The sequence below is a fragment of the Demequina lignilytica genome (assembly GCF_030418305.1).
In the GTDB taxonomy this organism is placed as follows: domain Bacteria; phylum Actinomycetota; class Actinomycetes; order Actinomycetales; family Demequinaceae; genus Demequina; species Demequina lignilytica.
Map to the genome: position 1 here is coordinate 136,906 of NZ_JAUHPX010000001.1, position 20,694 is coordinate 157,599.

19 protein-coding genes are annotated in these 20,694 nt (G+C 74.3%); all 19 read right to left on the reverse strand.

Annotated features, from left to right (window positions below; all coding sequences use genetic code 11):
- Positions 1 to 47: 47 nt before the first annotated feature.
- The 19 genes from QQX10_RS00630 to QQX10_RS00725 all read right to left on the reverse strand — a co-directional run bounded on the left by QQX10_RS00630 (position 48) and on the right by QQX10_RS00725 (position 20,692).
- Positions 48 to 791 carry a polyprenol monophosphomannose synthase gene (locus QQX10_RS00630; RefSeq protein ID WP_301144505.1) on the reverse strand — a complete coding sequence of 248 codons (744 nt, stop codon included), beginning with the start codon at positions 789 to 791 and terminating at the stop codon, positions 48 to 50.
- Positions 785 to 2,314, reverse strand: a complete 1,530-nt coding sequence (gene lnt, locus QQX10_RS00635) for an apolipoprotein N-acyltransferase (protein ID WP_301144254.1) — start codon at positions 2,312 to 2,314, stop codon at positions 785 to 787. Before lnt ends, QQX10_RS00630 begins: the two co-directional genes overlap by 7 nt.
- 44 nt (positions 2,315 to 2,358) lie before the next feature.
- Positions 2,359 to 5,106, reverse strand: coding sequence for a DEAD/DEAH box helicase (locus QQX10_RS00640; RefSeq protein ID WP_301144255.1), 2,748 nt, complete (start codon positions 5,104 to 5,106; stop codon positions 2,359 to 2,361).
- Between the two features lie 62 nt (positions 5,107 to 5,168).
- On the reverse strand, positions 5,169 to 6,107 hold the full coding sequence (locus QQX10_RS00645; protein WP_301144256.1) for a diacylglycerol/lipid kinase family protein: 939 nt from the start codon (positions 6,105 to 6,107) through the stop codon (positions 5,169 to 5,171).
- Positions 6,104 to 6,850: a twin-arginine translocase subunit TatC gene (gene tatC, locus QQX10_RS00650; RefSeq protein WP_301144257.1), complete on the reverse strand. Its 747-nt coding sequence runs from the start codon at positions 6,848 to 6,850 to the stop codon at positions 6,104 to 6,106. Before tatC ends, QQX10_RS00645 begins: the two co-directional genes overlap by 4 nt.
- A gap of 28 nt (positions 6,851 to 6,878) precedes the next feature.
- Positions 6,879 to 7,088, reverse strand: a complete 210-nt coding sequence (gene tatA / locus QQX10_RS00655; protein WP_301144258.1) for a Sec-independent protein translocase subunit TatA — start codon at positions 7,086 to 7,088, stop codon at positions 6,879 to 6,881.
- A gap of 41 nt (positions 7,089 to 7,129) precedes the next feature.
- Entirely contained in the window at positions 7,130 to 8,047 is a 918-nt protein-coding gene (locus tag QQX10_RS00660; RefSeq protein ID WP_301144259.1) for a helix-turn-helix transcriptional regulator, read from the reverse strand.
- Complete coding sequence (locus tag QQX10_RS00665) at positions 8,040 to 9,017, reverse strand: helix-turn-helix transcriptional regulator (protein WP_301144260.1); 978 nt, start codon at positions 9,015 to 9,017, stop codon at positions 8,040 to 8,042. Before QQX10_RS00665 ends, QQX10_RS00660 begins: the two co-directional genes overlap by 8 nt.
- Position 9,018: 1 nt before the next feature.
- A complete protein-coding gene (gene hisG, locus QQX10_RS00670) occupies positions 9,019 to 9,861 on the reverse strand; it encodes an ATP phosphoribosyltransferase (RefSeq protein ID WP_301144261.1) in 843 nt (280 codons plus the stop codon).
- A 9-nt stretch (positions 9,862 to 9,870) separates the two neighbouring features.
- Positions 9,871 to 10,134 (reverse strand): phosphoribosyl-ATP diphosphatase, encoded by a 264-nt coding sequence (locus QQX10_RS00675; protein ID WP_301144262.1) that lies wholly within the window; start codon positions 10,132 to 10,134, stop codon positions 9,871 to 9,873.
- A gap of 42 nt (positions 10,135 to 10,176) precedes the next feature.
- The gene (gene ribH / locus QQX10_RS00680) at positions 10,177 to 10,641 is read right to left on the reverse strand and encodes a 6,7-dimethyl-8-ribityllumazine synthase (RefSeq protein WP_301144263.1); all 465 of its coding nucleotides are present in this window, start codon (positions 10,639 to 10,641) and stop codon (positions 10,177 to 10,179) included.
- On the reverse strand, positions 10,638 to 11,879 hold the full coding sequence (gene ribA / locus QQX10_RS00685) for a GTP cyclohydrolase II (protein WP_301144264.1): 1,242 nt from the start codon (positions 11,877 to 11,879) through the stop codon (positions 10,638 to 10,640). The genes ribH and ribA overlap by 4 nt, the downstream gene beginning before the upstream one ends.
- Complete coding sequence (locus tag QQX10_RS00690; RefSeq protein WP_301144265.1) at positions 11,876 to 12,463, reverse strand: riboflavin synthase; 588 nt, start codon at positions 12,461 to 12,463, stop codon at positions 11,876 to 11,878. The genes ribA and QQX10_RS00690 overlap by 4 nt, the downstream gene beginning before the upstream one ends.
- Positions 12,464 to 13,504, reverse strand: coding sequence for a bifunctional diaminohydroxyphosphoribosylaminopyrimidine deaminase/5-amino-6-(5-phosphoribosylamino)uracil reductase RibD (gene ribD / locus QQX10_RS00695; protein ID WP_301144507.1), 1,041 nt, complete (start codon positions 13,502 to 13,504; stop codon positions 12,464 to 12,466).
- Positions 13,494 to 14,162: a ribulose-phosphate 3-epimerase gene (rpe, locus tag QQX10_RS00700; protein ID WP_301144266.1), complete on the reverse strand. Its 669-nt coding sequence runs from the start codon at positions 14,160 to 14,162 to the stop codon at positions 13,494 to 13,496. The genes ribD and rpe overlap by 11 nt, the downstream gene beginning before the upstream one ends.
- Before the next feature lie 48 nt (positions 14,163 to 14,210).
- Positions 14,211 to 16,358, reverse strand: coding sequence for a PfkB family carbohydrate kinase (locus QQX10_RS13635; RefSeq protein WP_367281250.1), 2,148 nt, complete (start codon positions 16,356 to 16,358; stop codon positions 14,211 to 14,213).
- Between the two features lie 52 nt (positions 16,359 to 16,410).
- The gene (locus QQX10_RS00715; protein WP_301144267.1) at positions 16,411 to 17,757 is read right to left on the reverse strand and encodes an RsmB/NOP family class I SAM-dependent RNA methyltransferase; all 1,347 of its coding nucleotides are present in this window, start codon (positions 17,755 to 17,757) and stop codon (positions 16,411 to 16,413) included.
- Positions 17,754 to 18,689: a methionyl-tRNA formyltransferase gene (fmt, locus tag QQX10_RS00720; RefSeq protein ID WP_301144268.1), complete on the reverse strand. Its 936-nt coding sequence runs from the start codon at positions 18,687 to 18,689 to the stop codon at positions 17,754 to 17,756. Before fmt ends, QQX10_RS00715 begins: the two co-directional genes overlap by 4 nt.
- 62 nt (positions 18,690 to 18,751) lie before the next feature.
- The gene (locus QQX10_RS00725) at positions 18,752 to 20,692 is read right to left on the reverse strand and encodes a primosomal protein N' family DNA-binding protein (RefSeq protein WP_301144269.1); all 1,941 of its coding nucleotides are present in this window, start codon (positions 20,690 to 20,692) and stop codon (positions 18,752 to 18,754) included.
- Positions 20,693 to 20,694 lie beyond the last annotated feature (2 nt).

A 20,694-nucleotide genomic window follows, 5' to 3' on the forward strand; every position in this document is an offset into this window, starting at 1 on the left:
CCCCGCTCACGAAGGCCCCGCCACGGCGGGGCCTTCGCCATGTCCGGTCAGCGCCGACGGACGATGCCGACGACCTGGCTCGCCCGGTGCGCGAGGCCCCACTGGGTCACCTTGACCAGAGCCTCCCGGATGATCGCGTTCGACATCTTGGACGCCCCGAGGTCGCGCTCGACGAAGGTGATCGGGACCTCGACCACGACCCCGCCGGCCCTCAGCACGCGCCACACCATGTCGACCTGGAAGCAGTAGCCCTGGGACTCGACGTCGTCGAGAACGATCCCGCGGAGCGCGTCGGCGCGGTACACGCGGAAGCCTGCCGTCGCATCGTGCACCCCGATGCCGAGCGCCAGCCGGACGTAGAGGTTCGCGCCCGCCGACAGCACGTGCCGGTGGCGCGGCCAGTTCACGACGGAACCGCCGGTCACCCAGCGCGACCCGATCACCAGCGCGGGGCGATCGTCGCCGGCGGCGGCCTCCAGCAGGCGCGGCAGATCCACCGCCCGGTGCGAGCCGTCGGCGTCCATCTCGCACAGGAGGTCGTAGCCGCGGTCGAGGCCCCACGCGAAGCCGGCGCGGTAGGCGGCCCCGAGGCCCTGCTTGGAGTCCCGGCGCAGCACGTGGATCCGGGGGTCCTCCTGCTGCTCCGCCCATGCGCCGGTGCCGTCCGGCGAGCCGTCGTCGACCACCAGGAGGTGGACCTCGGGCGCGGCGGACAGCACCCCCGCAATCTGACGCGGAAGCGACTCCCGCTCGTTGTAGGTCGGGATGATGACGAGGGTGCCGCTCACCAGTCGTACCTGTCGGCGATCCGGCGGCGGACCGCCATCAGCACGATCACGACGGGCACGATCAGCAGGCCCCAGCCGATGAACCATCCGAAGCGGACCGCCGGCGTCGTCTCGGTCCGGAGGCCCACGTGGGCGTACATCGATGCCGCCTCGAAGAGCTCGGTGTCCTGCAGCACGCGGCCGCTCGGGTCCACCACGGCGCTCACGCCCACGGTCGAGGCCTGCACGGCCACGCGGCCGGTCTCGATCGCCCGCAGCCGCGTCATCTGCAGCTGCTGCGTGGACTCCGCCGTCCTCCCGAAGGTCGCGTTGTTGGTCTGGACGATCAGCAGCTCGGCGCCGGCGGCGACCGACTCCCGCACGATCGAGTCGTACGCCACCTCGAAGCAGATGACCGTCCCGATGCGGACGGTGCGGTCGAGCGCCGTCACCGGCACGTCCATCGTCGCGACGGACGTGCCGGGGATCATGTCGACCACCCGGTCCACCCACGGCGAGAAGTTCCGGGCGACGGACCGCAGCGGGATGTACTCGGCGAACGGCGCCGGGCGCTGCTTGGAGTAGGAGTCGATGACCGTGCCCGAGGTGCTGAGCAGCAGCGAGGTGTTGTACCGGCCGTCGACCGGCGTGTAGTCGACGGTCCCGAGCAGGATCGGCGCATCCGCGGCCTGGGCGGCGGTGGTCACCGCCTCGAAGGTGGCGTCATCGACCCGCGGGTCGTAGTCCGCGGCGTTCTCGGGCCACACCACCAGGTCGATCGGCCCGGGGGCCTCCTCGACCATCCGCAGCGTCTCGTCGAGGTGGTTCCGGGTGACCTCGCGCGCGTTGTCGAACGAGTCGAGCCCGCGGTCCGGGGTGTTGCCCTGGACGATTCCGAGCCGGATGGTGCCGTCCTGCGCCTGGGCGTCGAGCGGCACGACGTAGCCGACGCCGAGGAGCCCGATCGCGAGCACGGGCGCGAACGCGGCGCCCAGCGCCCGGCGGCGACGCAGCGACTCGAACGCGAGGCCCAGCAGCGCGCCCGCGAGCACCACCACGAGCGAGACGAGCGGCACCCCGCCCGCCCAGGCCAGGCGCGCCACGGGCGCGTCGATGAACGCGTATCCGATCCGCCCCCACGGGAAGCCGCCGAACGGCACCATCGACCGCAGCTGCTCGGAGGCGACCCAGATCAGGGCGAAGACCGGCGCCGCGGCCCACGCGTGCGCCTCCAGCATGCCCGACCGGCGCACGTGGGCCCAGGCCATGCCGATCAGCCCGAAGAAGAGGCCCTCCGCGACGCACAGCGCGACCCAGGGGATGGGGCCGACCGCGAGGTACGCCCACCACAGATGCGGGAGCAGGAACGCGACGCCGAACACCCAGCCGAGCGCCAGCCCCGACCACGCCGACGCGCGCTCGAGCGCCCACCACAGCAGCGCGACGGCGACCAGCCCGAGCGGCCACCAGCCGGTGTCGGGGAACGCCAGGTTGAGGATGGCTCCTGCGCCGGCGGCGAGCAGGAGGTTCCTCAGTCGCAGCAGCACGGACCCAGCCTAAGGTCTTCGCGGGCGGTCGCCCGACGGCGCGCTCAGTACGCGACCACTCCCCTGCGGATGGCGCGGATGGCGGACGCGGCGGTGTCCCGCAGCGCGGCCGACGGGGCGACGTCGTGGATCTGGTCGAGCACGTCGATCACCTGCTTGCACCACCGCACCATGTCGCCGGGAGCGATCTCCGTGTCGTGCAGCACCGCGTCCAGGCCCTTGCCCTGCGCCCACCCGTGGACGGGACCGACGAGGCCCCAGTGCGGTGCGGAGAGGCCCGGGAGGTGCCGCTCCTTCTGCATGTCGTCGACGGCCGACCACAGCCGCACGGTCTCCCGCAGCGCGGTGCCGAGCACCCCGTGGGGACCGCCGGGCACGCGGGGCGCGCGCGTCTCGTCCTCGCGCCTCCCCTCGTACAGCACCGCGGAGACGGCGGCGGCGAGCGCGGCCGCGTTGAGGCGGTCCCAGGCCCCGGTGCGGAGCGCCTCGGCGATCACGATGTCGTTCTCGCTGTAGATGCGGCGCATCATCTCGCCCCAGCGCGTGAGGTCCATCGCGTCACCCGCCGGCTCGACGTAGCCGAGCGCGGTGAGGATCTCGAGGCGCTTGTCGAAGACCTGGGAGATCGACCCGGTCGCCCGCTGGATCTCGCCGACCACCTTGTCCTTGTCGCGCAGCGCGCGGTGGTACCGCTCGGCCCACCGCGCGTGCGCCTCGCGGTCGGGGCACTGGTGGCAGGGGTGCTCGCGCAGGAGCCGCCTGGTCTCGAGCTCCTGGTCCTGCGAGGCGCGCTCCTCCGCATCGTCCCCGCGGCGGCGCCGCGCGGCGGCGTACGAGTGACGGTTGTCGTGGAGCAGCTGCGCGAGCTCGCGCCTGCTGCGGGCGTTGCGCGCGTCGAACCGGCGCGGGATCCTCACGGTGCCCACCTGCTCGAGGCCATGGTGGAGCTCGGAGATGGCGAGCCGGTGCACCCGGCCCTGGTCCGTGACCACCAGCGGGCGGGGCGCGACCGGGTTGTCGTCGGGGTCGACCACGGCGACGAGGCCCGCGCGCCGGCCCCCGCCGACCTTGACGACGTCGCCGCGCACCAGGGCGGCGAGCGTCGCGGCGCTGGCCTCCTTGCGCGCACGGCTGGCGACGCGGGAGGCCTGTTTCTGCTGGCGGTTGAGGCGCTCCCGCAGCGCCGCGTACTCCATGAAGTCGCCGCGGTCGCACGCGGCGGCCTCCGCGTAGCCGGCCAGGGTCGACTCGATCTCCTTGACGCGTCGGGCCTTGCCGACCACGGACTGGTCGGCCTGGTATTGCGCGAAGGACATCTCGAGGACCTCGCGCGCGTGCGCGACGCCGAGCGTGGCGACCAGGTTGATGGCCATGTTGTACGTCGGCTGGAAGGAGCTGATCAGCGGGTAGGTGCGGCGCGAGGCGAGGCGGCCCAGCTGGGGCGCGTCGAAGCCCGGGTGCTCGACCACGACCGCGTGCCCCTCGACGTCGATGCCGCGCCGGCCCGCGCGCCCGGTCAGCTGCGTGTACTCCCCCGCGGTGAGGTCCTTGTGCCCCTGGCCGTCCCACTTCACGAGCTTCTCGAGCACCACCGAGCGCGCGGGCATGTTGATGCCGAGCGCGAGGGTCTCCGTCGCGTAGACCACCTTGATGAGGCCGCCTGCGAAGAGCTCCTCGACCACCTCCTTGAACAGCGGGATCATGCCGGCGTGGTGCGCCGCCACCCCCGCCTCGAGGCTGTCGCGCCACCGCGTGTACCCGAGCGCGCCCAGGTCCTCCGGCGGCAGGCCGGCGCACCGCTCCTCGACGATCCGCGCGATCTCGTGGCGCTCCGCCTCCGTGGTCAGCACCATGCCGGCGTGACGCACCTGCTCGACGGCGTCCTCGCAGGCGGCGCGGGAGAAGATGAACACGATGGCCGGCAGCAGGCCCTGGCGGTCGAGCACGTCGACCACCGCGAACCGGGGCGGCGCGCGGCGCCCCTGGGGCCTGCGTCCGCCGCGGGTGGGGCGCCCTCGCCCGCCCGGGGCGCGCGCGTCCTCGTGGCGCGCCCGCTTGGCGACGGCCTCGAGCTCGGGGTTGAGCCGCGGCGTCGGGCCGGGATCCTGCGGGTCCACGCCGGGTGCGTAGAGGTCGTAGATGCCCTCCCGCAGGAGCACGTGAGGCCACAGCGGCACGGGACGATGCTCGGAGACGATCACCCGGGTGTCGCCGCGGACCTCGCGCAGCCATGCGCCGAACTCCTCGGCGTTGGACACGGTCGCGGACAGCGCGATGATCGCCGTGCGCTCGTGGAGGTGGATGATCACCTCCTCCCACACGGAGCCGCGGTAGCGGTCGGCGAGGTAGTGCACCTCGTCGAGCACCACCACGCCGAGCCGGTCGAGCGTGCTCGAGCCCGCGTAGATCATGTTCCGCAGCACCTCGGTCGTCATCACCACGATGTCCGCGTCCGGGTTGATGGACGTGTCACCGGTCAGCAGCCCCACGTTGCCGGGCCCGTAGGCGCGGGACAGGTCATGGAACTTCTGGTTCGACAGCGCCTTGATCGGGGTCGTGTAGAACGACTTCTCGCCGCGGCGGTACGCGTGCCGGACCGCGTACTCGCCCACGAGCGTCTTGCCGGCGCCGGTGGGCGCCGCGACCAGCACCGAGTGCCCGTCGGCGACCGCCTCGCATGCCTCCTGCTGGAACGGGTCCAGCGGGAAGGACAGCTCGGCGGTGAACTCGGCGAGGTCGCCGTGGCGCGCGCGACGGCGCGAGGCGGCGAACCGCTCGGCGGGGCTGGTCATGCCGCCAGGCTATCCCGCCCGCGGCCGCCGATCGCCCAGCGTGGCCGCCGCATCGTCGCGCGTCAGGCGGGGGCGGCGACCGCTGCGCCGAGCACCGTCAGCGCGTGCGGCACCACCTTCACGCTCACCGGGGTGGCGCCGATGAGCTCGCCGTCGGCGAAGGCCGGCGGCAGCGGCGCGCCGGACGGGTCGGGGGTGATCTCGACCTGGCGGACGGGGACGATGCGCACGCGCGGGTCGTCCACGTGCGTGCCCTTCTGGAGGCGCATGAAGAGCCGGATGATGTCGGTGCGCGACATCGCCTCCGCCAGCGCCAGCTCGAGGTGGCCGTCCACGATCGACGATCCCGGCGAGATCGGCAGCCCGCCTCCGAACACCGTGGCGTTCGCGACGGCGACCAGGGTGCAGGTCTGGGTCCACTCGCGGCCGTCCGCCTTGATGCGGACCCCGTAGGGCCGGTAGCGCGGGATCTCGTGGAACGTGGCCGCCTGGTACTTGAGGGGGCCGCGGGGGAAGGTGATCTGCCGCGCGTACGAGGCGACCGCGGCGTCGATGCCGGCGGAGAGCACCGCGCCGAAGTACCGGGGCCGGGCGGGCTCCTCGACGCCGCGCCCGTCGACCTTGCCGACGTCGACCCGGGTGGTCCGGCCCGCGAGCCCCTCCTCGATGAGCCGCACCGCGGCGGGGATGTCGTGCCGCGGCAGGCCCAGCGACGCCGCGATGTCGTCGCCCGAGCCGGCGGCGATGATCCCGAGCGGCAGCCGCCGCTCCGCGCAGACCTGCAGCCCGAGATGGGCCATCCCGTCGCCGCCGACCACCACGAGCGCGTCGATGTCGCGCCGCGCCTTCATCGCCGCCTCGTACGAGGCGGCCCAGGAGCCGCGCGACAGGTCGAGCAGGCGGTGACCGCCCTTGGCGAGCTCGGCACGCGCCTCGACGCCCCAGCGGGCGCCCCTCCCCGACGCCGATGTCGGGTTGGTGATGATGCCGAGCGTGCTCACGCCAGCCTCTCCTCCTCGGGTGTGCGACGGCGCACCGCCCGCTCGCGGGCCAGTCCCACGCCGACGGCGGCGAAGTACAGGGCGACCATGGGGCCGGCCATGAAGAGCATCGTGACGGCGTCCGGCGTCGGCGTGAGGATCGCCGCCGCCAGGAAGATGAGGAAGACCGCCCACCGCCAGCCCTTGAGCCAGGTGCGCGCCTTGACGACCCCCACCCAGGTGAGGGCGATCATCACCACCGGGAACACGAACGCGAGGCCGAACGCGATCACGAGCCGCATGGCGAACGTCATGAACGTCTGGGCGTCCAGCAGGTTCGCCGCACCCTCCGGCGTGAACGAGATGAGGATGTCGATCGCCTTGGGGAACACCCACCAGGCGAGCACGACCCCCGAGAAGAACAGCGGGATGGCGGCGCCGAGGAAACCGATCGTGTACCGGCGCTCGGTGCGCTTGAGCCCCGGGGCCACGAACGCCCACAGCTGGTACAGCCACCACGGCGCGCTGATCACCACGCCGAGCAGCACGGACACCTTGAGCTGCATGTCGAGCGCGGTGGCGACGCCCGAGAAGTTCACCGTCACGAGCGCGTCGTTGCGCTCGGCCACGGCCAGCACGGGCGCCTGCAGGCCCTCGAACACGGGCGTGTAGAGGAACCACCCGGCGACCATGCCCAGGGCGATGCCGATCGCCGCGAGGATCAACCGCTTGCGGAACTCCCGGAGGTGGTCCGCAAGCGACATGCGGGCATCGGGATTGTCCCGCCGACCGCTACTTCTGCTCACGCGGTTCGTCCGAGGACGACGCGGGCTTCTCCTCGGTGGCGGCGTCGCCGGACGACTTGTCGTCGGTCAGCGTCTTGGTCTCCTCCTTGAGGATGCGCATCGACTGGCCGAGCGACCGCGCGAGCTGCGGGAGCTTGGGTGCGCCGAACAGCAGCAGCACGATCACAAGGATGATGATGATCTCGCGAGGGCCCATGGCCGTCCCGTCTCCTTCGCTAGCGGTTCCCGCCAGTGTACCTACGCCCGGTGCGCGTCGAGGACCGCCTGCGCCTGACGATGCAGCGCGCCGCGCAGCTGGGCCGGCTCGACCGAGCGCAGCTGGGGGGCCACGGCGAGCAGCCGGCCGGCGACCCACTCGGCGTCGGCGGCGTCGAACGTGGCGATCACGTCGTCCTCCGCGTCCTCGACCGTGAGCCCCGGGATGTCCTCGAGGGCCCAGCGTCCCGCGCGACCGAGTCGCACCGTCGCGCGGAAGGCGGGCGTCAGCGAGAAGCCCGCGCTGTCGCCCGGCGGGGTGGACACCGCGGCGTCGAGCACCTCGACCGCCTCGATGCGGTCGAGCCGCAGCGTGCGGTAGTCGTCCGCGCGGCGGCAGAAGCATTCGAGATAGCCGACGCCGTCGATCACGACCAGGCGGTGAGGGTCGACCTCCCGGGTGGTGCGCCGGTCGAGGGCGTCGACGTAGGTCAGCTCGACGCGGCGGTAGCGGCGCAGCGCCTCCATCAGCGGCTCGGAGACGCCCGCGTCGGCGCCGTCGCCCTCCGCGAGGACGATCACGGGCTCGGCGAGCGCCTCGCGGAGCTTGTCGAGCACCGCGTCGACCACCTCGGGGGCGACGCCCGAGGAGGCGAGGGTCGACAGCGACGCGACCAGCGCGACGGCCTCCCGCGAGGACAGCCGGACCTGCGCGACGCCCTGGCCGTCGAGCAGCGCGGCGACGTCCCGGTCGAACGCGTCGGCGTCGAAGTCGATCAGGTCTCCGTGCATGTAGCCGGGAAGCCCGGAGGTCCACAGCGTCGAGATGTCCTTGCGGACCTGCGCGGGTGCGACGCCGAAGTGCTCGGCGAGCTCCGCGAACGGCGTGCTCCCGTGGTGGTCGAGGTAGGTGACGATCCCGAGCAGGCGGACCAGCCGGTCCCGTGAGGTCTCAGCCACGGCCCACCTCCAGCGCTGCGGCCGCGTGCCGCTCGACGGCGAGCGCGAGGTGGCGGGGCGTGACGATCCGGGCGGCACCGCCGAGGGCGAGCACCTCGGCCCGGAGGGCGTCGTCGTGGGTGTAGTCCACCTCGACCAGGTCCCAGCCGGACTCGACGCCGACGGCGCGCCCCCGCCGCCGCAGGGCGTGACCCGACTCGGGCCGGAGCGCCACCGTCGCGGTGTGAGACGTGTGCGCCGCGGCCAGCAGGCCGAGCGGGATCTCCTCGGGGATCGCGTAGGCGCCCGGGTCGCCGACGCGTCGCACCGCGCCGCCGATGCGCTGCACGCGGAAGATCCGCGCGTCCTCGCGGTCGCGGTCGTGACCGACGACGTAGGCGACGCCGCCGCGGAAGACCACCTTCCACGGCTCGAGGGTGCGCGTGCCGGTCCCGCCGGACGCGGAGGAGTACTCGAAGCGCACGGCCTGCCGGTCGGCCACGGCCTCGATGAGCGCGGCGACGGCGTCCTGGACGCGCGTGGCGCGGCCGGCGAACGGCAGCTCGACGCGCGGACCGTGCTCCGCCGACGAGGCGAGCTTCATCACGGCCTGGCGCGCGTCGGTGCCGAGCGCGGCGTCCTGCCAGTAGTCGGCGGCGAGGCCCACCACGGCCAGCTCGGCCGCGGTCAGCTCGAGCGGGGGCATCGCGGCCTCCGCCGGGCGGATCCGGTAGCCGATCTCGTCGCCGTGCGCGGGGTCCACCACGGTCTCCAGCGGGATGCCCAGCTCCCGGAGCGCCTTCTTGTCCCGTTCGAACATCCGCTCGAACGCGGAGTCGGCCGCCGCGGCGGTCTCCTCGTCGGCGCCCGACGGCGCGGGCGCGTACCCCTCGATCGAGTCGCGGATCTGCGCCCGGGTGAGCCGGTGGCGCGTGTTGCTGAGCCCGAGGATGAGGTTGAGCAGGCGCTGCTCCGGGGCGATGGCCGTCATGTCAGACACGGACCGCCAGCAGCTCGGTGGTGAGGATCGCGCGGGCCCCCACCGCGTAGAGGCTGTCCATGATCTGGTTCATCTCGACCCGGGGCACCATGACGCGCACGGCGTGCCAGTCGGAGCCGTGCAGCGGCGTGACCGTGGGCGCCTCGAATCCGGGCGTGACGGCGATCGCGGCGTCGAGCTGGTCGCCGGGCACGTCGTAGTCGACGAGCACGAACTTGCGCGCCGTCAGCACGCCCCGCAGCCGGCCGGTGAGGATCGCGATCTCCTCGACGGGGGCGTCCTGCGCGCGGATGAGGATCGCCTCGGAGGTGAGGATCGGGTCGCCGAAGATCTCGAGACCGGCGGCGCGGAGGGTGGTGCCGGTCGAGACGACGTCCGCGACCACGTCGGCGACGCCGAGGCGCACCGAGGACTCCACGGCGCCGTCGAGGCGGACCACCGTCGCGGTGACGCCGTGGCCGCCGAGGTGCTGCTGCACCAGGAGCGGGTAGCTGGTGGCGACGCGCTTGCCCTGGATGTCCGCGACCGAGGACGCGACGCCCGGCTGCGCGGCGAACCGGAAGGTCGAGCCGCCGAAGCCGAGCTCGAGGTGCTCGACGGCGTCGGCGCCCGAGTCGATCAGCAGGTCGCGGCCGGTGATGCCGGCGTCGACCGTCCCGGCCCCCACGTAGACGGCGACGTCGCGCGGGCGCAGGAAGAAGAACTCGACCTTGTTGCGCTCGTCGACCAGCACCAGCTCGCGGGGGTCGCGGCGCTGCTTGTAGCCGGCCTCCTTGAGCAGCTGGACGGCAGGATCGGACAGCGAGCCCTTGTTGGGCACGGCGATGCGGAGCACTTCTCTCCCCTACAGGTTCTTGTACACGTCGTCGAGCGTGAGGCCCTTGGAGACCATCATCACCTGGGCCCAGTACAGGAGCTGCGACAGCTCCTCGGCCGCCGCCTCCCGCGACTGGAACTCGCAGGCCATCCAGGACTCGGCGGCCTCCTCGACCAGCTTCTTGCCGATCGCATGGACGCCCTTGTCGAGCATGGCCACCGTGCCCGATCCCTCGGGGCGCTCCTCGGCGCGCCGCTGCAGCTCCTCGAACAGGTCCTCGAACGTCTTCACGCGCACCAGCCTATCGGCCCGGCGGGCTCCGCAGGCCGCGGGTCAGAGGCCGCGGAGCACCAGCGCCGTCGCGAGGGCGGCCTCCACGGCCTCGGCGCCCTTGTCCTCCCTCGACCCCGGCAGGCCTGCGCGGTCGAGCGCCTGCTGGTCGTCGTCGGTCGTGAGGATCCCGAACCCCACCGGCGTGGCGTGGGAGCGGGACACGTCGGTGAGCCCGCGGGTGACCGCGTCGCACACGTACTCGAAGTGCGGGGTCCCGCCCCGGACCACGACGCCGAGGCACGCGATCGCGTCCACGCCCGCGCGCGCGAGGGACTCGGCGACCACGGTCAGCTCGAAGGCACCGGGCACCCGCGTCACGCGGTAGGCCGCGCCCGCCTTCTCGGCGGCGCGGATCGCGCCCGCGACCAGGCCGTCCATGACCTCCGTGTGCCACAGGCTCGCGACGATCTCGATGGTGAGGCCGTTCGCGCCGACCTCGACCACCGGCGCTCCGGCTCCGCTCATGCGTTGTCTCCCAGCAGGTGGCCCATCCGCTCCAGCTTGGTGCGGAGGTAGTGCTCGTTCTCGGGGTGTCGGCCCACCAGGTGCGGGATGCGCTCGACGCAGTCGACGCCGGAGGCGCGCAGCCCCTCGACCTTGGCGGGGTTGTTGGTGAGCAGGCGCACCTGCTCGAGGCCCAGCTGGTGCAGGATCGCGGCGGCCGCGCCGTACTCGCGGCGGTCGACCGGCAGCCCGAGGTGCGTGTTCGCGTCGACCGTGTCGAGACCCTGATCCTGCAGCTCGTACGCCTGGATCTTGGAGACGATCCCGATGCCGCGACCCTCCTGGCCCCGCAGGTAGATCACCGCGCCGCCCTCGGCGACCACGCGCTCGATCGCGGCGTCCAGCTGCGGACCGCAGTCGCAGCGGAGCGAGCCGAACGCGTCCCCGGTCAGGCACTCGGAGTGGATGCGCACGATCGGCACGATCCCGTCCTTGGGCGCGACCGTCAGCGCCACGTGCTCGTCGCCGGTGCGGGCGTCGCGGTAGCCCCGCACGGTCACCTCGCCGTGGCGGGTGGGGAGGCGTGCCTCGCCCTGCTCGAGGACACGGTGCGGGCGCGCCTCGGTGGGCGGGGGGACGTCGCCGATCTCGCGGCGGTACTCGATGAGCTCCGCGATCGAGATGAGCACCAGGTCGTCGCGCTCGGCGATCGCGGTCGCGTCGCCCTGGCGCATCATCGTGCCGTCGTCGTTGACCATCTCGCCGATCACGCCGACGGGCTCGAGGCCCGCGAGGCGGCAGAGGTCGACGCACGCCTCGGTGTGGCCGGGACGATGCAGGACGCCGCCGGGCACGGCCCGCAGCGGCAGGATGTGGCCCGGGCGGATGAGGTCGTCGGCCGTGGCCGTCGGGTCCGCGAGCACCCGCAGCGTGTGGTGGCGGTCCACGGCGGAGATGCCCGTCCCGACGCCGGTCGCGGCGTCGACCGACACCGTGTACGCGGTGCGGCGGGGGTCCTGGCTCGACGGCACCATCAGCGGCAGGTTGAGCGAGTCCGCTCGGTCCGAGGGCATGGGCGCGCACAGGTAGCCGCTCGAGTGGCGGATGCCCCACGCGACCCAGTCCGCGGTGGTGGTGCCGGCGGCCATGATGAAGTCGGCCTCGTCCTCGCGGTCGCGCGAGTCGGACACCAGCACCGGCTTGCCCGCCTTCAGGTCCTCGAGCGCGCGCTCGACGAGCGCACGGGTCTCCGGGTTCATGCCTTCACCATCATCTTCTCCACGTACTTCGCGATCACGTCGACCTCGACGTTCGCCTGGTCGCCCACCTGGAAGGAGCCGAACGTGGTCTCCTCCAGCGTGGTCGGGATCAGGGACACGGTCGCCCTGAGCCCGTCGAGCTCCGCCACGGTCAGCGAGACGCCGTTGAGCGCGATCGAGCCCTTGCGGACCACGTAGCGCTCGAGAGCCGCGGGGATCTCGAAGGTCAGATCATCCCACTCGGGCTGGGAGTCGCGCGCCACGAGCGTCGCGACGCCGTCGACATGACCCTGCATGAGATGGCCGCCGAGCCGTCCGTTCGCGGGCATCGCCCGCTCGAGGTTCACGCGATCGCCCGCGGCGATGCCGGCGAGCGCGGTCGTCTCGAGCGTGATGCGCATGACGTCGGCGGTCCACGAGGAGCCCTCGTGCGCCGCGACGGTCAGGCACACGCCGTTGACGGCGATCGACTCGCCGTGGACCAGGTCGGTGAGGCCGGGGGCCTCGATGGTGAGCCGTGACCGGGCACCCGCGTGCTCCACTGCCACGACGGCGCCGAGCGTCTCGACGATGCCGGTGAACATCTAGATCTGTCCTCTCTGGAAGAAGGCGGTGACCAGCGTATCGACGCCGAGGGCGGTCGCGGTCACATCCTGAGCCCTCAACGCCCCGGCCATGGTCCCGATTCCCAGGTCGCCGACGGCCGCGGTGCCCGCCCCGAGCAGGGCCGGGGCGACGTACACGTGGAGCTCGTCGACCAGCCCGGCCCGCAGGAAGGCGGTCGTGACGGTGGCGCCTCCCTCGACCACCACCGTGCGCACCTCTCGCGAGGCGAGCTCCGTCAGGGCCGCGTGGGGGTCATGGGTGGCCAGCTGCACCGCGTGGGAGTCGCGCCAGACCTTGGCGCCGGGAGTGGCGCCGAGCCCCATCACGGCGCGCAGCGGCTGATGGGCGGCGGCGTCGCCCGGCGGGCGGGCCGAGAGCTCGGGGTCGTCGACCCGCACGGTGCCCGTGCCCACCAGGATCGCGTCGACCTGGGCGCGGACGCCGTGCGCGTGCGCGCGGGCCTCCTCCCCCGTGATCCAGAAGCTGGTGCCGTCCGCGGCGGCCGTCCGGCCGTCGAGGGTCTGCGCCCACTTGGCGATGACCCACGGGCGACCGTGCTCGACCGCGCCGAGCCAGCGGCGGTTGACCTGGGCGGCGGGGCCGTAGGGCACGTGCCGGGCATCGATCCCGCGGGCGAGCAGCACCGCTCCCCCGCCCTGCGCCTCCGGGTTCGGGTCCGCCACGGCGTACCGCACCGCAGCCACGCCGGCGCGCGTGAGAGCGTCGGTGCAGGGTCCGGTGCGGCCCGTGTGGGAGCAGGGCTCCAGCGTCACGTAGGCCGTCGCTCCCGCGACCTCGTGGCCCCGCGCGGCCGCGTCGGCGATCGCCGCCGGCTCGGCGTGCGGGGTGCCGGCGCCGCGATGCCAGCCCTCCCCCAGCATCGTCCCGTCCGCCCCGACCAGGACGCAACCGACGCGGGGGTTCGGGCCGTAGGCGGGCCCGTTGACGGACAGCGCGGTGGCGCGCTCGAGCCACGCGGCGTCGACGGACGTCGCGGACGGGTCGCGGTCAGCAGTGATGGCAGGCCTCCTGGCCCAGCTCCCGGAGCGCGCGGATCTCGCCGCCGCGGTCGTCGGCTCCGTAGACGGCCGAGCCCGCCACCAGGACGTCGCCGCCGGACTCGACGACCGTGGCGATCGTCTCCCTTGCCACGCCCCCGTCGGCCTGGATCCACAGGTCGGAGCCCGCGGCCTCGACCGCGGCACGGAGGGTGCGGAACTTGGGCATCATGTCCTCCATGAAGGACTGCCCGCCGAATCCGGGCTCGACGGTCATGATCAGCACCATGTCGAGCGTGTCGATGAGCGGCAGCACATCCTCGACCGGCGTGCCGGGCTTGATCGCGCACGAGGCCCGCGCGCCCAGGCTCCGCAGGTCGGCCGCGATGGTGCGCGGGTCGCGTGCCGCCTCGAGGTGGAACGTCACCGAGGTGGCCCCCACCTCCGCGTAGCGCGGGGCCCACCGGTCGGGATCCTCGATCATGAGGTGCGCGTCGATGGGCAGCGGCGAGACCTGGGCGATCCGCTCCACCACGGGCAGGCCGAGCGTCAGGTTCGGCACGAAGTGCCCGTCCATCACGTCGACGTGCAGCCAGTCGGCCTCGGCCACGGCGACGATGTCGCGCTCGAGGTTCGCGAAGTCGGCCGACAGGATGCTCGGAGCGATCTGGATGGCCATGATCCGAGCCTAGTGCGGCACGCCTGGCACCACCGACGCGGGGCGGGGTCAGGCGCCGTCGAGCTCCGTCAGGGTCGGGGGGTTGGCCCCGGCGCGGGACACGGTGATCGCCGCGGCACGCGCGGCGCGGGAGACGATGTCCTCGACGGTGGCGGAGTCCACGGCGGCCAGCTCCTGGCGTCCCTGGGGTCCGAGCAGGCGTGCCCGCGCGAGACCGTCCAGCAGCGCCGCCATGTACGAGTCGCCCGCCCCGACGGTGTCGGCCACGTCGACGTGGAGCGGCGCGATCGCGATCATGTGGCCGCGCAGACAGGCCAGCGAGCCCTCGGCGCCGAGCGTGGCGACCACCAGCGCGGGGCCCAGGAGCGACCACGCGCGCACGGCCTCGTCGGTGTCGACGCCCGGGTACAGCCACAGCAGGTCCTCGTCGGACGCCTTCACCACGTCCGACAGCGCCACCAGGTGCTCGGTGCGCGCCACCACCTCGGCGCGGTCCCCCACCAGCGAGGGCCGCACGTTCGGGTCGTAGGAGACGGTCGCGTGCCCCCGTGCCGCCTCGACCATGGCGGTCACGGCAGCCGCCCCGGGGTCGAGGTGGGCGGCGATCGAGCCGGTGTGCAGGTGGCCGGCGTCCAGGTCGAGCCCGCTCGCCTCGAGGGTCCACGCGATGTCGAACTCGTAGGTCGCGGCGCCGTCGGGGCCGATCACGGCGGTCGCGACCGGGGTGCGCACGGACGAGGGCGCGATCACCGTCGCGACGCCGGACGCGTCGAGGTGCGCGCGGATCGGCACCGCCGCGGCGTCGTCGCCGAGCTCGGTCAGGAGGCGCACCTGCTGGCCCAGCCTCGAGAGACCGACGGCCACGTTGGCAGGGCTGCCGCCCGCGTGCGCCGCCTCGGTTCCGTCGGGCATGCGCACCACGTCGAGCACGCATTCGCCGACCGTGAGGATCGCGGTGCCCAGCGGGCCGCCGTCGCGCAGCGCGGTCGCGAAGGACGGCACCAGCGGCAGCTCGGGCAGCAGCGCCGCCTGGTAGGCGTGGTAGAGGTCCGGCTTGCCGGGCCACACGGTGCCGGCGGGGCGGTTGGCGACGTCGAGCTCGTGGTGCCAGGAGCCGCGCGCATGGTCGATCAGGTGCTCGTCGGCGTATCCCCACCACGCGGCGGCGTCGTCGGCGTAGCGGTCGTCCCCGGTCGCGAGGCCGAGGGCCTGCGCGGCGTTGACCGCCTCGGCGAGCACCCAGTGCATGCGCTCCCGCACCACGGGGGTGCCGTCCCAGCCGGTCGTGTACACGAAGCCCGCGGCACCGTCGGCGTCCCAGCCGTCCGACACGGCGCGGTCGTACAGCGCGACGGCGGCCGCGGTGAGGCCGGCCGGGGCGCCTTCGCCGAGCGTCGCATCGGCGTCGACGAGCAGCCGGGCCCATTCCAGCCCGTGGCCGACGGTGGCGCCGTAGGGCCGGAACGGGTGGGCGGGCTCGTCGCGGTTGAACTCGAGCATCGGGGACCAGTCGGCGTCGAAGTGCTCGGGGATGCGCCAGTCGTTGGCGGCGGCCCAGGACGCGACGCGGGCGGCGATGCGGCCCGCTCGCTCGTGCCAGACGGCATCGCCGGTGACGTCACCCGCGGCGAGGTAGGCCTCGACGGTGTGCATGTTGGCGTTGATGCCGCGGTAGGCGTCGAGCGTGGTCCAGGCGGCGTCCCACTCCTCGACGGACAGGCCCTCGGCGTCGTCCCAGAACCGCCGCTCGGAGACGGCCAGGGCCTCCGCGAGCAGCGCCTCGGCGCCGGGCACGCCGGCCGCGGTCGCGGACGAGGCGGCGAGCACGACGAAGGCATGGCCGTACGCCTGCTTGGTCGTCACGGTGGGCGCGCCGTCGACGACGGCCGCGAACCAGCCCCCGTGGGCGTCGTCGTGCAGCGGCCCGTCGGCGAGCGCGGCGACGCCGTGGGCGGCGAGCGCGAGGAGCGCGTCGCGGTCCGGGCCGCCGGCGGCGGCGGGCTCGTCGGCCAGCGCGCCCAGGGCCGCCACGTGGGTCATGCGGCAGGTGATCCACAGCTCGACGGGATGCGACGGGTCGATCACGCCCTCCTCGTCGAGCCAGCCGAAGCCTCCGGGCGCCTGGGCGGCGGGAAGGAAGCGCAGCAGGTTCGCGCGCTGGGTGGACAGGTAGGCGGCGTCGCCGGGACGGGTCATGTCTCTCCCTCGAAAGGCCCTACGAGCGAGACTAGCGCGGACATGACAGCGTTCAGACCGCGGGCTTCTCCAGCAGCGCAAGGAACATCGAGTCCGTGCCGTGGACGTGGGTCCAGAGCTGGACGTGCGGGCCCGGACCCCAGAAGCGGGCCGGCGTGCCGGTGACGGCCGCGACGGCCTCGCGGGCGTCGAGCTGGCGCAGCGAGGAGCCGGCGACGATCTCCCGGGTCTCGGCGACCACCGGCGAGCACGTGATGTAGGCGAGCAGCCCGCCGGGCGCCAGCAGACGCTCGGCGTTGGCCAGCAGCCGCCGCTGGAGCCCGACCAGGTCCTCGAGGTCCTCCGGGTGACGTCGCCAGCGCGCCTCGGGGCGGCGCCTCAGCGCGCCCAGGCCGGTGCACGGGGCGTCGAGGACGATGCGGTCGTAGGCCTCGCTCTCGCCCCACGCGGTGCCGTCCGCGGTGTGCACGGTGACGACCTCCTCGGGCACGGCCCGGACGGAGCGGCGCACCAGGTCCGCGCGGTGCGGGTGGAGCTCGACGGCGTCGAGCGTGGCCGCCCCCTCGGCCGCGAGGGCGCCCAGCAGGGCGGACTTCCCCCCGGGGCCCGCACAGAGGTCGAGCCAGCGCTCGCCGGGCTCGACGGGCTGGGCGAGCGCGAGGGCGCCGGCCACGATCTGGCTGCCCTCGTCCTGCACCGCCGCGGTGCCGTCGGCGACGGCCGCGAGGTCCCCGGGCCGCCCGCCCGCCATGACCACGGACCACGGCGAGTACTCGCCCGCCTCGCCCCCGGCGTCGTGGGCGAGGGCGTCACGGTCGACCAGGCCCGGGCGCGCCACCAGCGTCACGCGTGCCGGCGAGTTGTCGGCCTCGAGAAGCGCGACCGTCTCGGCGGCACGGCCGTCGGCGACCAGAGCTCGCGTCAGCTCCTCGACCACCCACTCCGGGTGGGAGTGGCGCACGGCGCGCGAGGCCGGGGTGTCGCCGGGGGCGACCACGGACAGCCAGGCGTCGGCGCCCCGCTCGGTGACGCGCCGCATCACGGCGTTGGCGAGCTTGGCGGCCCCGGCGCCCCGCTCGCGACGGACCTGGTCCACCGTCTCGTTGACCGCGGCATGCGCCGGCACGCGCATGGCGAGCGCCTGGTGGCAGCCGAGCCAGAGCGCGACACGCAGCTCGCCGTCGAGGTCCTGCGGGTCGCGCCGCGCGGCGTGGGCGATGATCGCGTCGTACAGGCCGCGCATGCGGAGCGCGCCGTACGCGAGCTCGGTGACGAACCCGGCGTCGCGGCCGTCGAGCCCCGCCCGCTCGAGCAGGGTCGGGAGCAGCAGGTTCGCGTAGGCGCCCTCCGTCGAGACCGCCATCACGCAGTCGTAGGCGACGTCCCGGGCGCGGCTCATGCCTCCCCCAGCTGGGCGCCCTCGCCCAGCCGCGCGCCCCGCCACCAGGCGGCGGCGTCCATCGGCTTCTTCCCTGCGGGCGCGATCCAGCCCAGCGCGACCGGTTCCGTGCCCGTGCCGACCAGCACCTCGCCGCCCTCCTCGCGGAGCTGGCCCGGCGCCGTGCGTCCGCGCTGCGGGCGGGGCGAGACGGGGCCCAGCTTGGCGACCGTGCCGTCCGGCAGGGTGGTCCACGCCCCGGGGGCGGGCGTGCATCCCCGGATGCGGCGGTCGACCAGGTGCGCCGACAGGTCCCAGCGCACGTAGGCGTCGTCGCGCGTGAGCTTGTGCGCGTAGCTGACCCCGTCGTCGTCCTGAGGCTGGGGGCGCGCGGCGCCGCTGTCGAGCGCCTCCAGGGACTGCACCATCAGGGGCGCGCCCACCTCCGCGAGCCGCTCGAGCAGCGTGCCGGCGGTGTCGGTCACGCGGATCCGCTCGGTGAGCACGCCGATCACGGGGCCCGTGTCGAGACCCTTCTCGATCACGAAGGTGCTGGCACCCGTGACGTCGTCCCCTGCCATGATCGCGCGCTGGACCGGCGCAGCCCCGCGCCAGGCCGGCAGCACGGAGAAGTGCAGGTTCACCCACGCGAGCCGCACCGCGTCGAGCAGCGCCGGGCGGAGGATCTGCCCGTAGGCGACCACGGCCGCCGCGTCGATCTCGAGGGCGCGGATCCGCTCGACCACGTCCGGCGCGGACGCCTTCTCCGGGGTCCAGACGTCGAGGCCGCGCTCGAGCGCGTGCGCCTTGACGGGCGACGGGTGGAGGGTCCGCCCCCGCCGTCCGGGGGCGTCGGGCTGCGTGAGCACGACGACGACCTCATGACCGGCGTCCTCCAGGGCCTGCAGCGTCGGGACGGCGATCTCGGGCGTGCCGGCGAAGAGGAGGCGCATGGCTCCAGTTTAGGGGCGGGACGATGCCCGGCCTCCGTCGGCACAGGCGTCGCCGGGCGCCGTCAGCGCACCTCGAGCGGCGCGTCCACACGCATGCGGAGCTCTCCCTCGCCCGACCGCGAGAGCTCCTGCTGGCGCGCCCGCAGCGCGTCGACCAGGGCGCCCGCGACCCGCCGGGTCGCCAGCAGCGTGACGCCGTCCGGGGCGGGCAGCACGGTCACGTCGCGATGACGCTCGATGCGTTCGCCCTCGACGGGGACCGACGTGGCGAGCGTGATGACGGGGGGCTCTCCCCACAGGCGGATCGCGCGGCGGTTCGGCGGCAGGCCCAGGTCGGCACGCTCGGCGTACGCGTCGACCGCAGCCTCGCCCGCGCCCCAGCCGACGAGCGCGCTGCGCACGGCCGGCGGCAGGTCGCCCACGGCGATGACCTCGCCGCCGGCGCCGCGCGGGCGTGCGAGCGCCGCGATGCCGAGCCACCAGCGGAGCGCCTGCAGCTCCGCGCCGAGCGCGCCGCCCGCCGGCGTGTCGGCGCCGACGATCACGATGCACGCGTAGCCGCCGTCCACGGCTGGCAGGGCGGCGGGGGTCGCGACCACGAAGCCCTCGGTGACGGAGCCGTCGGCGAGGGTCCCGACGGCGCCGGCCGAGACCGCGACCGGGGTGTCGCCGGCCATCGCATGCACCTGCTCCGCGATCCGCTCCACCCCCTGGCGCAGCTGCTTGGTCGCCTGGGCGTGGCATTCGGGGCAATGCCAGTCGGGATGCTCGGCGCCGCAGTCGCCGCAGCGCAGCGGAGCGGTCGCCCCGTCCTTGCGGAGCGCTCCGCCGCACGCGGGGCACTCCGCCCACGTGTCGCATCGTGCGCAGGCGGTGGCCCGCACGTAGCCGGCGCGCGGCACGACGATCCCGACGGGACCCCTGTCCAGCGCCGCCCGGGCCCGGCGCCACACCGACCCCGGCATCCAATGCCAGCCGCTCGCGCCCTCGACGGTGCGGCGCTCGCCGTCCATCGGGTCGATCAGCGGAGTCAGCTCGCGTGCCACCGCGCGGTCGGCGACCGCGCGCTCCGCCCAGCCGTGCGCCACGAGCGCCATCGCGTCGACCGAGGGCGCGTAGCTCGCGATCAGGGTCCCCGCGCCCGTCTCGTCCGTGCGCATGGCGGCCAGGGTGCGGGCGTGCGGGTACGGGGCGTGCGGCTCGTCGTAGATCGGCGCGCCGTCGTCCCACAGGACCACCAGCCCCAGGGCCGGCACCGGCTGCAGGATCGCGGCGCGCGTGCCGATGACGAGCCGCGCCTCGCCGTGCATGGCGGCGAGGTAGCTCGCGTACCGGGTCTGCGCGCCGTCGTCGGCCTGGAGCACCGTGAACTGGCCCCCGGACCGGGTGCTCCAGCGGGAGAGGCCCTGCCGGAGGAGCGCCCCGACGGCCGCGGCGACCGCGCGGGCGTCCGGGAGCACCACGATCGCGCTCTGGCCCTGCGCGGCGAGGCGCACCGCGGGTGCGAGCAGCGCGTCGATCGGCAGGCCGTGCGAGCGGTCCTGGGCGGGGATCGCGTCCCACACCAGGCGAGCGCCGCGGGCGAGCTCGGCCGTCGGCAGCCCGAGCGCGGCGGCGGCGGGCTCGAGGGCGTCGGCCGCGGCGGCGAGCAGCGCATCGTCCGGCGACACGACGCCCCACTCGCGGGACTCCACGGCCGCCACCCGGGGCGGCGCCATGAGCCGGAGCACGTCCCACAGGCTGCCGCCGTACCGGCGCGCGACAGCTCCGGCGAAGGCGATCGCCTGCGGGGTGAAGCTCGCGGTTCCCGCCGACGAGTGGATCGGGGCGAGCGATCCTTCGAAGTCGCTCGAGTCCGACAGCGCGGTCACCACCCCGGAGACCAGCCGGCCGGCGAAGCGCACCCGCACGCGGGACCCCACGGCGACCTTCTCGATCAGCGTGTCGGGCACCGCGTAGTCGAAGGGCCGGTCGAGGTGCGGCAGGGCGCTGTCGACGCACACGT